General features: G+C 59.9%; 15 protein-coding genes and 1 riboswitch. Of the genes, 7 read left to right on the forward strand and 8 right to left on the reverse strand.

Annotated elements, in window-relative coordinates; all coding sequences use genetic code 11:
- Positions 1-36: 36 nt before the first annotated feature.
- Positions 37-711, reverse strand: coding sequence for an arylesterase (locus LC334_RS00215; protein WP_085798234.1), 675 nt, complete (start codon positions 709-711; stop codon positions 37-39).
- On the opposite strand from LC334_RS00215, the gene LC334_RS00220 reads away from it, so the two are divergent.
- The 3 genes from LC334_RS00220 (at position 710) to LC334_RS00230 (ending at position 4,511) form a co-directional block, all read left to right on the forward strand.
- Positions 710-1,408, forward strand: a complete 699-nt coding sequence (locus LC334_RS00220) for an ABC transporter ATP-binding protein (protein WP_085798235.1) — start codon at positions 710-712, stop codon at positions 1,406-1,408. The genes LC334_RS00215 and LC334_RS00220 overlap by 2 nt on opposite strands.
- Entirely contained in the window at positions 1,405-3,924 is a 2,520-nt protein-coding gene (locus tag LC334_RS00225) for an ABC transporter permease (RefSeq protein WP_085798236.1), read from the forward strand. The genes LC334_RS00220 and LC334_RS00225 overlap by 4 nt, the downstream gene beginning before the upstream one ends.
- A 164-nt stretch (positions 3,925-4,088) precedes the next feature.
- Positions 4,089-4,511, forward strand: a complete 423-nt coding sequence (locus LC334_RS00230) for a CBU_0592 family membrane protein (RefSeq protein ID WP_139836246.1) — start codon at positions 4,089-4,091, stop codon at positions 4,509-4,511.
- Between the two features lie 81 nt (positions 4,512-4,592).
- On the opposite strand, the gene gcvP is transcribed toward LC334_RS00230, so the two are convergent.
- The 6 genes from gcvP to LC334_RS00260 form a co-directional block, all read right to left on the reverse strand.
- On the reverse strand, positions 4,593-7,442 hold the full coding sequence (gene gcvP / locus LC334_RS00235) for an aminomethyl-transferring glycine dehydrogenase (protein WP_085798745.1): 2,850 nt from the start codon (positions 7,440-7,442) through the stop codon (positions 4,593-4,595).
- 103 nt (positions 7,443-7,545) lie between these two features.
- Entirely contained in the window at positions 7,546-7,905 is a 360-nt protein-coding gene (gcvH, locus tag LC334_RS00240) for a glycine cleavage system protein GcvH (protein ID WP_085798238.1), read from the reverse strand.
- A gap of 21 nt (positions 7,906-7,926) precedes the next feature.
- Positions 7,927-9,051 (reverse strand): glycine cleavage system aminomethyltransferase GcvT, encoded by a 1,125-nt coding sequence (gene gcvT, locus LC334_RS00245; RefSeq protein ID WP_085798239.1) that lies wholly within the window; start codon positions 9,049-9,051, stop codon positions 7,927-7,929.
- 156 nt (positions 9,052-9,207) lie between these two features.
- Positions 9,208-9,294: riboswitch (glycine riboswitch) on the reverse strand.
- A 467-nt stretch (positions 9,295-9,761) separates the two neighbouring features.
- Positions 9,762-10,076, reverse strand: coding sequence for a cupin domain-containing protein (locus LC334_RS00250; protein WP_223412828.1), 315 nt, complete (start codon positions 10,074-10,076; stop codon positions 9,762-9,764).
- A gap of 76 nt (positions 10,077-10,152) precedes the next feature.
- Positions 10,153-12,036 carry an acyl-CoA synthetase gene (locus LC334_RS00255; RefSeq protein ID WP_085798241.1) on the reverse strand — a complete coding sequence of 628 codons (1,884 nt, stop codon included), beginning with the start codon at positions 12,034-12,036 and terminating at the stop codon, positions 10,153-10,155.
- Positions 12,037-12,148: 112 nt separating this feature from the next.
- Positions 12,149-13,105 carry a zinc ABC transporter substrate-binding protein gene (locus tag LC334_RS00260; protein ID WP_085798242.1) on the reverse strand — a complete coding sequence of 319 codons (957 nt, stop codon included), beginning with the start codon at positions 13,103-13,105 and terminating at the stop codon, positions 12,149-12,151.
- A 91-nt stretch (positions 13,106-13,196) separates the two neighbouring features.
- On the opposite strand from LC334_RS00260, the gene LC334_RS00265 reads away from it, so the two are divergent.
- The 4 genes from LC334_RS00265 (at position 13,197) to LC334_RS00280 (ending at position 16,338) form a co-directional block, all read left to right on the forward strand.
- Positions 13,197-13,676: a Fur family transcriptional regulator gene (locus LC334_RS00265; RefSeq protein ID WP_085798243.1), complete on the forward strand. Its 480-nt coding sequence runs from the start codon at positions 13,197-13,199 to the stop codon at positions 13,674-13,676.
- Entirely contained in the window at positions 13,673-14,416 is a 744-nt protein-coding gene (locus LC334_RS00270) for a metal ABC transporter ATP-binding protein (RefSeq protein ID WP_085798244.1), read from the forward strand. The genes LC334_RS00265 and LC334_RS00270 overlap by 4 nt, the downstream gene beginning before the upstream one ends.
- Positions 14,416-15,213, forward strand: a complete 798-nt coding sequence (locus LC334_RS00275) for an iron chelate uptake ABC transporter family permease subunit (RefSeq protein WP_085798245.1) — start codon at positions 14,416-14,418, stop codon at positions 15,211-15,213. The genes LC334_RS00270 and LC334_RS00275 overlap by 1 nt, the downstream gene beginning before the upstream one ends.
- A gap of 117 nt (positions 15,214-15,330) precedes the next feature.
- Complete coding sequence (locus tag LC334_RS00280) at positions 15,331-16,338, forward strand: extracellular solute-binding protein (RefSeq protein ID WP_085798246.1); 1,008 nt, start codon at positions 15,331-15,333, stop codon at positions 16,336-16,338.
- Positions 16,339-16,425: 87 nt separating this feature from the next.
- Here the strand turns inward: LC334_RS00280 and LC334_RS00285 are convergent, their stop codons facing one another.
- Entirely contained in the window at positions 16,426-17,223 is a 798-nt protein-coding gene (locus LC334_RS00285; RefSeq protein WP_085798247.1) for a substrate-binding domain-containing protein, read from the reverse strand.
- Positions 17,224-17,235 lie beyond the last annotated feature (12 nt).

The raw sequence follows: 17,235 nt of genomic DNA on the forward strand, positions 1-17,235 counted from the left end.
TTTCGCAACCATGTGGCGCGAGGGGTCTTTCGCGCGCTACCCGGGATGCACCAGCTCCAATACGTCCGGTCCCAACTGCTCGACAATCCGCGCCACACCTTTAGCATTGGGATGAATCCGGTCCGCCTGGAAAAACGCGGGCCATTCCGCCGGGTCTAACTTTTCGATCCCGGCAAAAAAGCTCTCGACGTGGGCGACGCCGTACTGCGCGGCGAGTTCCGGGTATATCGTATCAAAATCAGCTTTGTAATCAGGTCCGTAATTTCCCGGGGCGCGCAGGCCTATCAGCAGTACTTCGACGTTCTTGTCGCTTGCCACCTGCAGGATCTGCGACAGGTTCTCGCGACTGACCGCCGGGTCGATCCCCCGGAGCACATCATTTCCTCCAAGCGCCACGATCATCGCATCAACATCAGGCGTCATACTCCACGCTGCCCGCGCGGCTCCGCCCGCCGTGGTATCGCCTGAAACACCGCCGTTGATCAGCCTGACATCGACCCCCTGCCCGTCCAGCCAGGCCTGCATCTGTGGGACAAAGCCGTCTTCCTCTACCAACCCGTAGCCTTGCGTCAGGCTGTCACCAAGCGCCAGCACTGTGACCTCGTCGGCCCAGACCGGCCCCGACAGCAAAAGAAACAGGGCTGCAACCTTGCCTTGAAGGGCGAAACCCCCATATGTCAGAAAATCTTTTGTAATCAGGCGCAAATCCATGGACAACCCCGTTCTGTCTCTTTCCGGTGCCACACTGTCACTCAGGGGCAATGCCGGCCTGGTTGAGATACTTAAGGGGATCACGCTGGATGTCCACCGGGGCGAAAGCGTGGGCCTTGTCGGCCCATCCGGGTCGGGAAAATCCTCGCTTCTGATGCTGATGGGTGGGCTGGAGCAGGCAACCGGCGGATCGGTCACTGCGCTTGGCCATGATCTGTCGGCCATGTCCGAAGATCAGCTAGCGCGCCTGCGCCGCGATCATTTCGGCGTGGTTTTTCAATCTTTCCACCTTATCCCCACGATGACCGCGCTGGAAAACGTCGCCACGCCACTGGAACTGGCGGGCCACCGAGATGCCCATGCCCGCGCCGCCGATGAACTGGCTGCCGTAGGTCTGTCTGACCGCGCGGGACATTATCCTTCGCAGCTGTCGGGCGGCGAACAACAACGGGTGGCACTGGCGCGCGCCGCAGCACCGCGCCCCGATATCGTGCTGGCGGATGAACCCACGGGCAATCTCGACAGCGCCAATGGCGAGGCGATCGTCGAGCTGCTTTTCGGCCTGCAAGAGCGCCACGGCACCACGCTGGTCCTGGTCACCCATGCCCCCGATCTGGCGGCCCGATGCGACCGCGTGATCACCTTGCATGATGGCAGGATCGCCCCTGAAGAGACCGCGTCCGAGGCCGCCGAATGAGCCTGCGCACCGCAACGCGCCTGGCCCGGCGCGAGCTACGCGGCGGCTTGCGCGGGTTCCGCATCTTTCTGGCCTGTATCATCCTTGGCGTTGCCGCCATCGCGCTGGTCGGCACGATCCGCGAAAGCATCAGCGCTGGTCTAGAAGCCGAGGGCGCGACCCTGCTGGGGGGTGACGCGGAAATGGAATTCACCTACCGCTTCGCCAATGAGGCAGAGAAGGCGTGGATGCGCAACAATGCCGAACGAACCTCTGAGATCGTTGACTTCCGGTCCATGGCAACAATCCCCGGCGGCGAACGCAGCCTGAGCCAGATCAAGGCCGTGGACGGTGCCTATCCGCTGGCAGGACAGGTGGTCCTTGACCCCGAGATGCCGCTCGCGACGGCCCTCGCGGATCAGGACGGCATGCCCGGCGCGGTGATGCAACCCCTGCTGGCAGATCGGCTTGGGCTTGAGCCCGGTGACAATTTCCGCCTGGGCACGCAGGATTTCCGGTTGATGGCGCGACTGATAAATGAACCGGATGGCATTGCCAGCGGCTTTGCCCTAGGGCCGCGCACGATTGTCGCCACTCCGTCGCTGGAAAACTCCGGTCTGCTGGAACCCGGCACGCTCTTTTCCACAAAATACCGCCTATTATTGCCTGATGGCGCCAACCTCTCCACCTTGCAGGGCGAGGCGGAAAAGCTGTTTGAAAGTAGCGGGATGCGCTGGCTTGATGCCCGAAATGGCGTGCCTAATGTTTCGCGTTTCGTCACCCGGCTCAGTGCCTTTCTGGTGCTTGTCGGGCTAAGCGGGTTGGCTGTGGGCGGTGTTGGCATCTCGGCCGCGCTCCGGGCTTTTCTGGCAGGCAAGACCCAGACAATCGCCACCCTGCGAACGCTGGGGGCGGATCAGAACACCATCTTCCTGACCTATTTCCTGCAGGTCGCGGCGCTTGCCATTGTGGGCCTGATTGCAGGGCTTATTCTTGGTGTCGGCCTGCCCATGATGCTGGCGCCACTGATCAAAGCCGCCCTGCCCGTGCCCGCGATCTTTGGCGCTTATCCCGCGCCGATTGCCGAGGCCGCGCTCTATAGCGCGCTTACGATCCTGATCTTTACCCTCTGGCCGCTGGCTCGCACGCAAGAGGTGCGCGCCGCCACGCTTTTCCGCGACGGCCTACCGCCCAATGCCAGGCTACCACGCCCGATCTTTCTGATCGCGACCGCGGCGCTGATCGCGACGCTACTGGCCACCGCGATCTGGTTGTCGGGCAATGCCCAACTGACCCTCTGGATGTTGGGTGGCGTGACGGCGGCACTGGTATTGTTGGCTTTGTCGGCCGGGGCCATCCGTTGGCTGGCACACCGCGCCCGCCCCCGCATCCGCCGCCGCCCAACCTTAGCCTGGGCGCTTGGCGCCATCGGTGGACCCGGGGCAACCACCATCCCGGTTGTCCTCTCGCTGGGGCTGGGCCTGTCGGTACTGGCGGCCATCGGCCAGATTGACAGCAACCTGCGCGGCGCAATCTCACGCGATCTGCCCGGTCGCGCGCCCAGTTTCTTTTTTGTCGATCTGCAAAAAGATCAGATGCCGGGATTTCTGGAACGTTTGACCTCAGACCCTGCTGTGTCAAAAATCGACCGCGCCCCGATGCTGCGCGGCATTCTTAGCAAGATCAATGGCCGACCCGCGCGCGAGGTCGCCGGTGGCCATTGGGTAGTCGAAGGTGATCGGGGCATCAGCTATGCTGGCCCCTTGCCCGAACGCACGACCATAACCGAGGGTGAATGGTGGGGCGAAGATTATGACGGCCCGCCGCAGATCAGCTTTGCCGCAGAAGAAGCGTCCGAATTAGGGCTTAAGCTGGGGGACGAGATCACCGTCAACATTCTGGGCCGCGATATCATCGCGACCCTCAGCAGCATGCGCGAGGTCGATTTTTCCACCGCCGGAATGGGTTTTGTCATGGTAATGAACCGCACCGCGCTGGAAGGCGCGCCACACACGTTCATCGCCACCACTTATGCCGAACCCGGTGCCGAAGCCGCGATCATGACTGACATCACCAACACCTATCCCAATGTCACTGCGATCAGGGTGCGCGACGCGGTCGATCGGGTTGCCGATTTGTTGGCTGGGCTGGCGCGCGCTTCGACCTGGGGTGCGGCGGCCACATTGCTGACGGGGTTCTTTGTGCTCATCGGCGCAGCGGCAGCCGATCAACAGGCCAGACGACACGAGGCTGCGGTCCTGAAGACGCTGGGCGCGACACGCGCGCAGATTCTTTCAAGCCTCGCCCTCCGGGCGTTGTTGCTGGGCGTCGCCGCCGGGGTCGTGGCCCTTGGCGCCGGGCTGCTTGGTGGCTGGGCCGTCAGCCATTACATCATGGAGACCCGTTTTAGTATCAGTTGGCCCTCAGCCTTGGCGATCATCACTGGTGGGATTGGCGTATCCCTGTTGGCGGGCCTGGGGTTTGCCATGGGTCCGCTTTCCGCCCGGCCCTCCCGCATTCTGCGCGCCCGGGACTGATCCCGGCAATTCGAAACACTGGTTTCCCCGAGGGTAAGGGAAACCTGACTAACCCTCCTGCCCCCTCCTCGATAGTGTAACCATATTAATACCGGCCATATCGTCGGACATGTTTATTTATTGATTTGAGTCCGCGAGTTTTCGGGACGTTAATGGGGCACAGCGTGCAGACAGTTATCGAGTTCATTCGTTCCTATCCCGACATTGCGGAATTGATCGGGATCATCGGCTTCATGATCTATATAGGCGGTTTCTTTTCGGTCCAGAGCGGGTTCATGTGCGGCAACGGCATCGCCTTCCCGGTCGTTCAGGTCACCGCTGCAAGTTTTGTCCTTGTCAGCCTGACGACCGCCTACAACCTGCCTGCCTTCATGATCCAGACCAGCTATATCGCCATCGGGGTATTCGGCATTGCCCTGCGACTGCGTCGGGTCCGGTCGAATCGCTATCGCCCTGCCGATCCCGCACGCGATGCCCGATTGCGGACGCAGATCCGGTTCGACACCGATTGTCACGAGCCTGCAACATTGTTCCGACATACATCTGATCAGAGCGATTCCCCGAAATCTCATGCGCTCTGTCCCTGATTTCAACAAACCTTTTCAGCACCAATGAAAAGGGCGGCCCGTGAAAAGGCCGCCCTATTATGCTCGAATGATCGACCCTGATCACTCTGCCGCTTCGGCATATTCCTCCATCGGCGGGCAGGTGCAGACCAGGTGCCGGTCGCCAAAAACGTTGTCGACGCGGTTGACCGGCGGCCAGTACTTATCGACCCGGAACGAGCCCGGCGGGAAGCAGCCCTGTTCGCGGCTATAGGGCCGGTCCCAGTCACCCACCAGGTCGTTGACCGTGTGGGGGGCGTGTTTCAGCGGGTTGTTCTCGGGATCGATCTTGCCGTCTTCGATCGCGCGTATCTCTTCGCGGATCGACAGCATCGCATCGCAGAAACGGTCCAGTTCGGCCTTGGATTCCGACTCCGTCGGCTCGACCATCAGCGTACCTGCCACCGGCCAGCTCATCGTCGGGGCGTGGAAGCCACTATCGACCAGCCGCTTGGCGATGTCGTCCACCGTCACATGGGCTGAATCCGCGTAGGGACGCGTGTCGATGATGCATTCATGCGCCACCCGGCCGTTCTTGCCGCGGTAAAGCACGTCATAGGCGCCCTCAAGCCGCTTGGCGATATAGTTGGCGTTCAGGATCGCAACCCGCGTTGCCTGAGTCAGCCCTTCGCCACCCATCATCAGGATATAGGCCCAGCTGATCGGCAGGATCGACGGCGATCCGAAGGGTGCCGCCGAAACCGGACCTTCAGTGCCACCGGTTTCCGGATGGCCCGGCAGATGCGGGATCAGATGCGCCTTGACGCCGATCGGTCCCATGCCGGGGCCACCACCGCCATGCGGGATGCAGAAGGTCTTGTGCAGGTTCAGGTGGCTCACGTCGCCGCCAAGATCGCCTGGGCGGGAAAGGCCCACCATGGCGTTCATGTTGGCACCGTCCAGATAGACCTGCCCGCCGTGATCATGCACCAGCTTGCAGACATCCTTCACGGTTTCCTCGAACACGCCGTGGGTCGAGGGGTAGGTGATCATGCAGCCTGCAAGGTTTTCCGAATGCTCTTCGGCCTTGGCGCGGAAATCATCGACGTCAATGTCGCCGTTTTCCTTTGACTGGATCGGCACGACCTTCCAGCCCACCATCATCGCACTTGCCGGGTTGGTGCCATGCGCGCTCATTGGAATGAGACAGATATTGCGATGGCCTTCCCCATTGGCGCGGTGATAGGCAGCGATGCTCAGCAACCCGGCATATTCACCCTGCGCGCCCGAGTTGGGCTGCATCGACAACCCGTCATAGCCGGTGATATCGCAAAGCTTTTTGCTAAGATCATCGATCAGCTCAAGATACCCCTCCGCCTGATCTTTTGGGACAAACGGATGCATCCGCGAAAACTCGCGCCAGCTCACCGGCATCATTTCGGCAGCCGAATTGAGCTTCATCGTGCAGCTTCCCAGCGGGATCATCGCCCGGTCCAGCGCCAGATCACGATCCGCGAGGCGACGCATATAGCGCATCATCTCGGTCTCGGCCCTGTTCATGTGGAAAATCGGATGGGTCAGATATTCGGTCTTCCGGTGCATGTTTTCGGGCACACGGTATTTAGGTTCGAAATCGTCGTCCTTGTTGAAGATCCCGAAGGCGCGCCAAACCGATTCGATATTCTCGGGCCGGGTGCATTCATCGAGGCTGATGCCGACACGGGTTTCACCGACCTTACGCAGGTTGATCTTTTCATCCACGGCAGATTTCATCACCGCCGCCTGCAAGGGGCCGACATCCACAGTAATCGTGTCAAAGAACACTTTGGGGTCGACCTTGAAACCGGCCTTTTCCAACCCTTCGGCCAGACGCACGGTCTTGCGGTGGATACGCTGCGCGATCGCCTTGAGGCCCTTGGGCCCGTGGAACACCGCATACATCGACGCCATGACCGCCAGCAGGGCCTGCGCCGTGCAGACATTCGACATCGCCTTTTCACGGCGGATATGCTGTTCGCGGGTCTGCAGCGACAGGCGGTAGGCGCGGTTGCCATTGGCATCGATGCTGACGCCGATAATGCGTCCCGGCATCGAGCGTTTATGGGCATCTTTCGACGCCATATATGCCGCGTGCGGGCCGCCATAGCCCAGCGGCACGCCAAAGCGCTGCGTGCTGCCGACGGCGATATCGGCACCCATGGCACCAGGCTCTTTCAGCAGGGTCAATGCCAGTGGGTCGGCGACAACGATGCCAATACCCTTGTGCTCGTGCAGCTTGGCGATGTGATCGGTGAAGTCGCGCACGTGACCGTAGGTGCCGGGATACTGGAAGATGCCGCCAAAGACCTTGCTGGCATCCATCTTGTCGGGGTTGCCGACGATCACCTCGATCCCCAGAGGGGCCGCGCGGGTCTGAATGACGGCGATGTTCTGCGGATGGCAATCGCGGTCCACGAAAAACGCCATCTGCTTCGATTTCGACACCCGCTGCGCCATGGTCATCGCTTCGGCGCAGGCGGTGGATTCGTCCAGGAGCGAGGCGTTGGCAATCTCAAGCCCGGTCAGATCGCTGACCATGGTCTGGAAGTTCAACAGCGCCTCAAGACGGCCCTGCGAAATCTCGGGCTGATAAGGCGTATAGGCCGTGTACCAGGCCGGGTTTTCCAGGATATTGCGCTGAATCGCCGGAGGCGTCACGGTGCCGTGATAGCCCTGCCCGATCAGCGAGCACAGAACCTTGTTCTTGCCGGCGGTCAGGCGCATGTGATGCAAAAGCTCGCGCTCGGACATTGGCCGCCCGAAATCAAGCGGTTCGTCCTGACGGATATTCTTGGGCACGGTCTGGTCGATCAGCGCGTCCAGGCTGTCCACGCCAAGCGTCTCCAGCATCTCGCTCATTTCCTCTGGCGAGGGTCCGATATGGCGTCGGTTGGCAAAATCATAGGGCAGATAGTCTGTCGGTTCGAATGGCATTCCACTCTCCATCAGGTCACGAACAGGCATCGCAGCACCGCGCCCATTCTTCATCTTTCAAAAAATACTCCCGCCAAAGGCACCCGGCGGGAGTGCCGAAGCATCAGCCGATAAATTTCTTATAGGCCGCTTCATCCATGTAATCGTCCATCTGGGACGGGTCGCTGGCCTTGATCTTGAAGAACCAGGCGTCACCTTCGGGGTCTTCGTTCACCTTGCCGGGCTCATCAGCCAGCACTTCGTTGACTTCGACGATTTCACCGTCGAGCGGAGACAGGATGTCGCTTGCCGCTTTCACGGATTCGATCACCACCGCATCGTCATCTTTCGACACTTCGGTGCCCACCTCGGGCAGTTCGACAAAGACAACATCGCCCAGCTGCTCGCTGGCGTGGGCGGTAATGCCCACCACCACAACATCATCTTCGACGCGCAGCCATTCGTGTTCTTCGGTGTATTTCATCTGGGTCTCTCCCTTGGTTGATCAGCGTTTGAAATTGGCGGGGGTAAAGGGCATCGCGGCCACCGTCACCGGCTGGCGCTTGTTACGCACTTCCCCAAATAGTTGTGTGCCCTCAGCGGCCAGGTCACTGGACACATAACCCATCGCCATCGGCCCTTCGATGGTTGGCCCGAACGCGCCCGAGGTCACGTTACCGACCTGCTCACCACCTTCGGCGGTGGCATAAAGCGGGGTGCCTTCGCGCATCGGAGCGCGCCCGTCGGGGCGCAGGCCCACACGGGTCCGGCTGGTGCCGTTTTCGAACTCGTTCAGAATGCGATCCGCACCGGGAAATCCACCTTCGCGGTCGCCGCCCTTGCGACGTACCCTCTGGATTGCCCAGGTCAGCGCGGCCTCAACCGGGCTGGTGGTGGTGTCGATGTCATTGCCATAAAGGCAAAGTCCACCTTCCAGCCGCAGGCTATCACGCGCACCCAACCCAATTGGCTCCACATCCTCATGCGCAAGAAGCGCCTTGGCCAGGGCAACAGCTTTTTCGTTGCTGACCGAAATTTCATACCCGTCCTCGCCGGTATACCCCGACCGCGAAATCCACAGCTCATCGAATTCCGAGCCGAAAATGCCCACATCCATGAACTTCATATCTGCCGCTTCCGGGACGATACCGGCCAGCACGGCCTCGGCTGCCGGGCCCTGCAGGGCCATAAGCGCACGGTCTTCGATCACATCGACCGAACAGTCATCAAGCCCCGCCCGCATCAGCGCGATATCGCCTTCTTTGCACGCCGCATTGACGACAACAAACATGTGATCCCCGCGGTTTGCAATCATCAGATCGTCAAGAATACCGCCTTCGTCATTGGTGAAAAAACCATAGCGTTGCCGGTTCGCACCGAGGCCTGCCAAATTGACCGGCACCAGTTTCTCCATTGCCAGCGCTGCGGCTTCGTAGCTGCCACCGGCATAGACAATCACCTGCCCCATATGACTGACGTCAAACAGGCCGGCCTTTGAACGGGTGTGCAGATGTTCCTTCATCACGCCCAGCGGATATTGCACAGGCATTTCATAACCGGCAAAGGGCACCATCTTTCCGCCCAGTTCGACATGCAGGTCACGCAACGGAGTCGTCTTCAGATCGCTCATCGCTTTCCTCCCATTGGTTGGCCGGGGAAATCTGTCGATCTGTCCGGCATCGGTTTTGCAAACCATAATTGGTCTGCCACGATGCCCCCTCTGTCCTTTCGCCTGAGATCGCTATCCCTTCGGCGGGTGCAAGCCTGCACCACTCTCCAGAGTTTTGCAATCTGATCGGTCCTGATGGCCTGAGAGTTTCCGGGGCGGTTGCTCCTTCGGCACCGGATTAACCGGTTCTCCCAATCAGATTTGAGTGTGCTCTAGTATACAAGCTGAGTCGGCGCAAGCCATATTTTCTTCCCACCCGCATCTTTTTCCTGCACCCAGATCGGACAGCGTATCTACGGAAAAAAGCCGGGTTCGGGCCATATTATACGGCCTTTTCATGAGCGCTCGCGGCGCCTCCGGATCGCGCTCATTCACCTTAAGGTTGCAAGAGATGCCCCACCCGGGCTCTGATTGCATAACTGGGCGGGAAAATTTCGAATTCCAAGTTTGCCACCGGCGGCGTGATGCCGAAAATCGGTGATCTTGGCAGGTTCATATTGGCTCGCTGGCTATCGGCCCGGCCTAGGGCGAATCGGAGAACGAGACCCGTGCGACAATTGCCATGACTGGCGGTTCGCCGCCAACACCACAATTTTCCCGCCAACGCCCTCGGCGCACAACCTCGTCTCTAACCTAGTCCAAGAGGTTTTCAGACGGCATCAAAGCGTCTGCTATTCGGCGATCATATAGAATTTCCGCAGCTTCTCGGTGATCTCCCAGATCACCGGATCGCCTTTGGCGATGAAAAACGTATCGCCTGCGCTGAATGTCTCGGCACGCCCATCTGGATGCGTCAGCGTCACCGAACCCGAGATCACGGTCATCATCTCGTGTACCGGATAAGCCTCGATCTCTTCTCGGCACGGCGCGCATTCCCAGACGCCGGTCAAGACACTTTCATCCTCGGTTTCAAAGACTGAATGGATGGTCTCTGTGTGATCGTCTGTGGTAAACGCCTCAGGCGCGGTCAGGTCGGATGGGACCATCGTTGCCGGATGCGAGGGTAATCTGAAATCTCGATTTGTCATGTTTCACCCCATTTATCTACGCGCAGGCAGTCGCTTACTCCGCCCACTCCCACGGTCGCGTGTAATTCCCAAGAACCTCGGCCAGCTTGGTCTCGTCCGCGCCATCGACTTTTTCCAGTTGCGCGACCAGCCCGCGCTTTTTGTCGTCGATCACCTGTGTGACCCGCGTGGACAGCCCGGCCTTTTCCAGATCGGCATTGTAAATACGGGTGATGGCGCGTTTGCGCAGATCCGGCTTGAAGACCTTGCCGACCGCTGTCTTGGGCAACTCGTCCAGCACCTCGATATATTTCGGGATGGCGGCGCGTTCGTGCACATGTATCTTGCAATGCTCGCGCAGTTCGTCGCCTGTCACGTTGGCGCCCTCCACCAGCTCGACATAGGCACAGGGGATTTCGCCGGCATGCGAGTCTGGTTGACCAATCGCGCCCGCCATCGCCACTGCCTTATGCGCCATCAGCGCCTCTTCGATATCCGCCGGGTCGATATTGTGACCACCGCGGATGATCAGGTCTTTGGCACGGCCCGTAATCCATAGGTAACCGTCCTCGTCTATCCGCCCCAGATCACCGGTGCGCAGGTATTTTTCCTTGTGATAGAGGTCGCGGTTCTTGGCCGCCTCGGTGTATGTATTGCCTGCGAAAACACCAGGATTGTCGATGCAGATCTCGCCCACTTCGTCCACGGCACATTCCGCGGGACCGTCCGGCGTGTTGTTGAAAATCTTGACATCCGTATAGGGCAGCGGCACCCCGACCGAGCCGACCTTCTTCTCGCCGGTGGGCGGGTTGCAGGAGACCAGACAGGTGGCCTCTGTCAGTCCGTAACCTTCAATAACGGTCATGCCGGTGGCGCTTTCGAACCGTTTGAAAAGCTCCAGCGGCATCGGGGCCGAGCCGGAAAACGCGTTCTTGACGGTTGAGATATCGGCGTCGACCTTACGCTGCATCAGCGCAGCAGTGGCCGTGGGGACGGTGATCACAAAACTGATTTTCCAGCGCTCGCACAGCTTCCAGAAATTGTCGAACACGCCATCGCCGCGAAACCCTGCCGGAGTGGGAAACACCACATGTGCCCCGGATTTTATCATCGCCATCAGGATCACATGGCAGGCAAAGACGTGGAACAGCGGCAGCGGGCACATGATCACGTCTGTTTCGTCAAACAGCAGCTTACCCCCCAGCCAGCCGTTATAGACCATGCCCGAATAGCGATGCTGCGCCACTTTGGGCATGCCCGTCGTGCCACCGGTATGGAAATAGGCCCCGACCCTGTCGGCACTCGGGTCGTCGAAATCGAGCGTGGTGTTCTGCTTCGCCATTTCCTTATTGAAATTCAGCACATCCGCATGATGGCCGGTCGGGTTTTTCGGCCGCACAAACGGCACGATCCAGCTTTTCGGCGGGCTGAGATAGGTGTTCAGGTCAATCTCAAGCACGGTGTGAACCTTAGGCGCATGGCGCACGGCCTCGGCGGTTTTCTGGGCAATGTCGGTCTTGGGAAAGGACTTGAGCGTAACAACCACTTTCGCGTTTGTTTCACGCAGGATGGCACCGATCTGCTCGGGCTCCAGCAGCGGGTTGATCGGGTTCACGATACCCGCAACCATACCACCGATCGTGGCAGCGGCGGTTTCAAGACAGTTCGGCAATACCAGCGCCACTACATCCTTTTCACTGATCCGCAGGCTGCGATAGAGGTTAGCCGCCCGACAGACCTGATCATGAAACTGCTGCCAGGTCAGGGTTTTCGCGCTGTCATCCGGCCCCGAGAAAAGCTGGTAGGAAATCGCGGGGCGGTCGGGAAAGGCCTTCGTCGTTTCCCGCAACATCTGATACAGCGTCTCGGGCCGCTCGCGCGCGTCCCACGGCATTTCTTCCTCAATTTTGAGCACATCTGCCCGTGTCGAAAAGCTCATTCACGTTCCTCCCAAACCGCCGTGTAATCCAGCGTGACTTTTCCCTTAGCTGCCAGCATGGGTGTGTTTGGTCCGTCGTGCAAGTTTTACGCGGCGTAGCCGTGAATTGTCCCTAACGTGAACAAGCTGCGAAGCCGTCTGCTAACCCCAGCATTAACGAAGCATAAAGCTCTGCGCCGGGTTCATACGCCGAACCCATCGGATCAAGAATACCGGTTTGCAGATTGTCGGTCACGAGGCTGGTCGCCAGTTTCGGATCAAACTGCGGTTCAGTCAGAACGCAGGTTATCCCGTGGGCCGCGATCAGATCGCGCAAAGCCGCAATTCTTGCCGGGCCGGGCCGGGCAGCATCGCCCAGCGAAATCGCGGCTGCTGCGGGTATATCAAACGCCTCTTCGAAATAGTGATAGGCATCATGCTGCAGAAGGAATGGCACCTCCTCAAGCGCGGCAAGTCGCGCCGCAATTTCTTGCTCGACCGCCATAATCTGATCTGCACCGTGGCTGGCATTTGTTTGATAAAGCGTGGCATTTTCCGGGTCCAACTCAGAAAGCTCGGCGGCGATCAGAGTAAGCCAGTGCCGCGCGTTTTGAGGATCAAGCCAGGCATGCGGATCCACGTCACCCGCATGATCGTGGGCCTCATGATCGCCGTGCTCATCGTCGTTGTGCTCGTCATGGTTATCGTGTTCAGCCTCGTCGTCGTGATCGCCAAGATCAAATCCTATACCCTCGCGAAAAGGCAGCAGGCGCGTCCCATCGGCCTCAAGCAGTTCGATCGAGCGCGCCTCACCGGAAAGCTTATCAATGGTACTGCCAAGCCAGGGGGTCAGCCCCTCACCCATCCATACTACCAGATCGGCCTCTGACAGAGCCGCCGCCTCGGAGGGGCGCAAAGCATAGTGATGTGGCGACGCTCCCGGGCGCATGATCAGGTCCGGTGTCCCCGCCCCCTTCATCACCTGCGCCACCAGCGAATGCACCGGCGCGATATCGACCGCGACATGCGGCACCTCTGCCTGCGCGATCGACGCGCTAAGAAACATAGCTGGGATAATTGTCGGTCGCATGTGCAAGTCTCCTGAAGCAGGGTATTCGCCGGGCTTGATAGTTGTTACTTTATAACATATCAACCCTGTAAGCGCGCTTTAAGGGATCACCATGGACGCCATCGGGTTTGAAACCCACGATCATCACAGTTGCATCCGCGACGGGCTTGAGGCTGTCGCCGGTTATTGCGCAACCAACCGTCTGCAGTTTACCCCCGTGCGCCGCCGTGCGCTGGAGATCCTGCTGCAGCAGCATCGCGCGATGGGCGCCTACGAAATCCTCGACCAGCTGCGAGAAGACGGGCTGGGCTCGCAGCCGCCCGTAGCCTACCGGGCGCTTGATTTCCTGATCAGTCACGGGTTCGCTCACAAGATCGAACGGGTAAACGGCTTTATCGCCTGCACCCATCCCGGCCATGATCACACACCCGTCTTTCTGATTTGCCGTGAATGCGATGCGGTGGCCGAAACCCATGCAGAGCCGTCCCGGGGCATGTTGGGCAAGGCTGCCTCTGAAACCGGCTTCACCATCGAGCAGGCGGTGGTCGAGGTGCTGGGCCTCTGCCCCAACTGTGCACCGGTAGCGCCATGACATTAATTGAAACCCGCAGCGTCGAAATCCGTCACGGCGCCAACACGGTGCTGCACGATGTCAATCTGAGCATCGAGCGCGGCGAGATTGTCACCATCGTCGGCCCCAACGGGTCGGGCAAATCCTCTCTGCTCAGGGCGTTGATCGGCGCGATCCGGCCTGCACGTGGCTCTGTCACGCGGAAACCTGGGTTGCGCATCGGTTATGTGCCGCAATCGCTGCATATCGATCTGACCTTGCCGATTACCGCTCGCCGCTTTCTGTCCCTGCCCCGGCGCCACGCCAGTGCTGACGTGGACAAGGCGCTTGAACAGGCGGGCCTGCCCGATCTGCATGACCGGCAGATGGCCGATCTTTCCGGCGGTCAGTTCCAGCGTGTCCAGCTGGCACGCGCCCTGATGGAGAAGCCTGATCTGCTGATCCTTGACGAGGCCACGCAGGGCCTTGATCAACCCGGCTCGGCCGCGTTTTACCGCCGCATTGAGGAGGTGCGGCGCGATCTGGGCTGCGCCGTACTGATGGTCAGCCACGAACTGCACGTGGTGATGAGCGCCTCTGATAGGGTGATCTGCCTCAACGGTCATATCTGCTGCGAAGGCAAGCCCGAGGTCGTGGCCTCGGCCCCGGAATACCGTGCGATCTTTGGTTCCGGCACCGGCGGCGCGCTGGCGCTTTATCGCCATGACCATGACCATCACCACGATCACGCCTGCGATCATGACCACGAGGCGGCTGAATAATGCTGGATGATTTTCTGATCCGCGCGGCCCTTGCGGGCCTCGGAGTGGCGGTCGCCGCCGCCCCTTTGGGCTGTTTCGTCGTCTGGCGGCGCATGGCCTATTTCGGTGACGCCACGGCCCATGCGGCGATCCTTGGCGTGGCGCTGGCGCTTGGGTTTTCGATGTCGGTCTTTACCGGGGCGTTGGTGGTGGCGCTGGCGATGGCGCTGACCGTTTCGGCCCTGTCGGGGCGCGGCTATGCGATGGACACGCTTCTGGGCGTCATGGCGCATTCCGCGCTGGCCTTCGGGCTGGTGGCGGTGTCGTTCCTGCAGGGCGTCCGGATTGATCTGATGGCCTATCTCTTTGGCGACATTCTGGCGGTCGACAAAACCGACCTGATGGTGATCTGGGGTGGCGCGATGCTTGTGCTGGCGCTGCTGGTTTGGCGCTGGCAGGCGCTTTTGACCGCCACGTTGGGCAGCGATCTGGCTTATGCCAGCGGCGTCGATCCGAAGCGAGAGCAATTGGTTCTGACACTGGCCTTAGCGCTGGTGGTCGCGGTTGCAATCAAGGTTGTTGGCGTTCTGCTGATCGCCGCGATGCTGATTATTCCCGCCGCAGCCGCCCGGCCCCTTTCATCCACACCCGAGAGGATGGCCGCAATCGCCGTGCTAATCGGCATGGTATCGGCCCTGGGTGGGTTGAAACTGTCGTTCATGCTGGATACCCCCACGGGCCCGACGATTGTCTGCGTTGCCGCGATCATTTTTTCTGCCACCAGCACCATTGGACTGATCAACCGAAACGCTGCTTAAACTCAGAAAACAAGCGGTTAAATGCGTCGGAGAGGCTCTCGGATTTTTCGACTTGACTATTTTTGTCAGATTAATCAGAGATACCCAAGTAATTAAGTCAGAAAAAGGACTGTGCCAATGAGACCCCTGACACTCGCCGCTGCCACTCTTGCTTTCGCCACCCCGATGATGGCGCAGGAGGTTAATGTATATTCCGCCCGCCACTACGATTCCGACGACGCGCTTTATGCCAAATTCACTGAGCAGACCGGTATCAAGGTGAACCGGATCGAAGCCAAGGCGGATGAGTTGATCGCCCGGCTGGAAGCCGAAGGCAAGAACAGCCCCGCAGACGTTTTCATCGCGGTTGATGTGGGCCGCATGGCCCGCGCCGAAGAGGCCGGCCTGCTGCAGCCCTTCAACTCGGACACGATCGAGGCGCGCATCCCCGATCACCTTCAGCATCCCGAGAACCTCTGGTTCGGCCTGTCGCAGCGCGCGCGCATCATCTTCTACAACAAGGCAACCGTCGAAACACCTCCGCAAACATATGAAGAGCTGGCCGACCCTGCCTGGAAGGGCAAAGTCTGCATCCGGTCCTCATCGAACATCTACAACCAGTCGCTTCTGGCCTCGCTGATCGAAGTGCATGGCGAGGAGGCGGCGAAAGACTGGGCGTCAGGCGTCGTCGACAACATGGCGCGCGCCCCGCAAGGCGGCGACACCGATCAGCTGCGCGGGATCGTCTCGGGCGAGTGCGACGTTGCGGTGGCCAACCATTACTATTTCCTGCGCGGTTTCGACAAAGAGGTCGACGGCCTGACGGAAAGCATCGACACGATCGGCTGGGTCTGGCCCAACCAAGAGGACCGGGGCGCACACATAAACCTTGCCACCGCCTCCATGACTGCCGCCTCCCCCAACCCCGAACAGGCGGCCGCTTTGCTTGAATTCCTGGCCGGCGATTTCGCGCAGGCGCAATTCGCCTCTCAGAACAATGAATACGCTGCCGTGGTTGACGGCCCCGATGATGACAGCACCGACCGTCTGGGAGATTTCAAAGCCGATACCAGCACTAATACTGCCGCCTTCAGCCGCAATGCCGCGGCAGCACAGGCAATCTTCAATCAGGTCGGCTGGGACTGACTTCAGGTTAAAATCCGAATTAGACGGGTGGCGCAGTCAGCGCCACCTTTTTTCGTCTCCGGGTAGATTCGGATCGCGCCGGAACCCTTATTGCTGAGCATTGAACGTGAACAATTGCTCACCCTCAAGACGATATCCGTCAATCAGGTCTCTAGCTCGGTCCGAGATCAGCCAAGTCTCAAGCTGTGCCGCAAGACCGGATTGCACATGGGTGTGTTTATCCGGGTTCACCGGCAGGTAGGCATATTGATTGAACAGCACCGGATCGCCCGCGAACAAAAGTGCCAGATCCCCCTTATTGCCAAAATTCAGCCAGCTTGCGCGATCCGACAGGATATAGGCATTCATCCCCGCGGCGGTGTTGAGCGCCGCCCCCATGCCCGCGCCCACGGCGTTGTACCACTTGCCTTCGGGTTCCACGCCTGCGGCGGCCCACAGGCTGAGTTCCTTCTTGTGGGTGCCGCTATCATCGCCCCGGCTGACAAAGGCAGCGCTGGCAGCCGCGATCCTTTGCAGCGCCCCGGTGGCATCGGTGGCCGCACCAATGCCCGCACCGTCCGCAGCAGGGCCGATCACGACGAAATCATTATACATGATCTCGGTTCGGTGGGTGGCATGGCCCTGGGCCACGAATTCTTCCTCGGCAGCTTTGGCATGGACCAGAATGGCATCCACATCGCCCGCTTCGCCCAAACGAAGCGCCTGCCCGGTACCGACCACCAGTAATTGCACCTCGATCCCAATATCTTTCGTAATTTCGGGCAACAGCACCTCGGCCAGCCCCGAATTGTGAAACGAGGTTGTGACCGCCATCTTCATCTCTTCCGCCCAGACGGCAGAGGAAATGGTCAATGCTGCAACACATGCAGTCAAAAATCTGATCATCGCACTGGTCCT

Origin of the sequence: Roseovarius aestuarii (assembly GCF_019966515.1) — a bacterium.
In the GTDB taxonomy this organism is placed as follows: Bacteria; Pseudomonadota; Alphaproteobacteria; order Rhodobacterales; family Rhodobacteraceae; genus Roseovarius; species Roseovarius aestuarii.

Coding starts and splice junctions, on each gene's coding strand:
- LC334_RS00220 (WP_085798235.1), top strand. CDS start 710: ATGGACAACCCCGTTCTGTCTCTTTCCGGTGCCACACTGTCACTCAGG.
- LC334_RS00215 (WP_085798234.1), bottom strand. CDS start 711: ATGGATTTGCGCCTGATTACAAAAGATTTTCTGACATATGGGGGTTTC.
- LC334_RS00225 (WP_085798236.1), top strand. CDS start 1,405: ATGAGCCTGCGCACCGCAACGCGCCTGGCCCGGCGCGAGCTACGCGGC.
- gcvP (WP_085798745.1), bottom strand. CDS start 7,442: ATGCCATTCGAACCGACAGACTATCTGCCCTATGATTTTGCCAACCGA.
- gcvH (WP_085798238.1), bottom strand. CDS start 7,905: ATGAAATACACCGAAGAACACGAATGGCTGCGCGTCGAAGATGATGTT.
- gcvT (WP_085798239.1), bottom strand. CDS start 9,051: ATGAGCGATCTGAAGACGACTCCGTTGCGTGACCTGCATGTCGAACTG.
- LC334_RS00250 (WP_223412828.1), bottom strand. CDS start 10,076: ATGGTCCCATCCGACCTGACCGCGCCTGAGGCGTTTACCACAGACGAT.
- LC334_RS00255 (WP_085798241.1), bottom strand. CDS start 12,036: ATGAGCTTTTCGACACGGGCAGATGTGCTCAAAATTGAGGAAGAAATG.
- LC334_RS00260 (WP_085798242.1), bottom strand. CDS start 13,105: ATGCGACCGACAATTATCCCAGCTATGTTTCTTAGCGCGTCGATCGCG.
- LC334_RS00265 (WP_085798243.1), top strand. CDS start 13,197: ATGGACGCCATCGGGTTTGAAACCCACGATCATCACAGTTGCATCCGC.
- LC334_RS00270 (WP_085798244.1), top strand. CDS start 13,673: ATGACATTAATTGAAACCCGCAGCGTCGAAATCCGTCACGGCGCCAAC.
- LC334_RS00275 (WP_085798245.1), top strand. CDS start 14,416: ATGCTGGATGATTTTCTGATCCGCGCGGCCCTTGCGGGCCTCGGAGTG.
- LC334_RS00280 (WP_085798246.1), top strand. CDS start 15,331: ATGAGACCCCTGACACTCGCCGCTGCCACTCTTGCTTTCGCCACCCCG.
- LC334_RS00285 (WP_085798247.1), bottom strand. CDS start 17,223: ATGATCAGATTTTTGACTGCATGTGTTGCAGCATTGACCATTTCCTCT.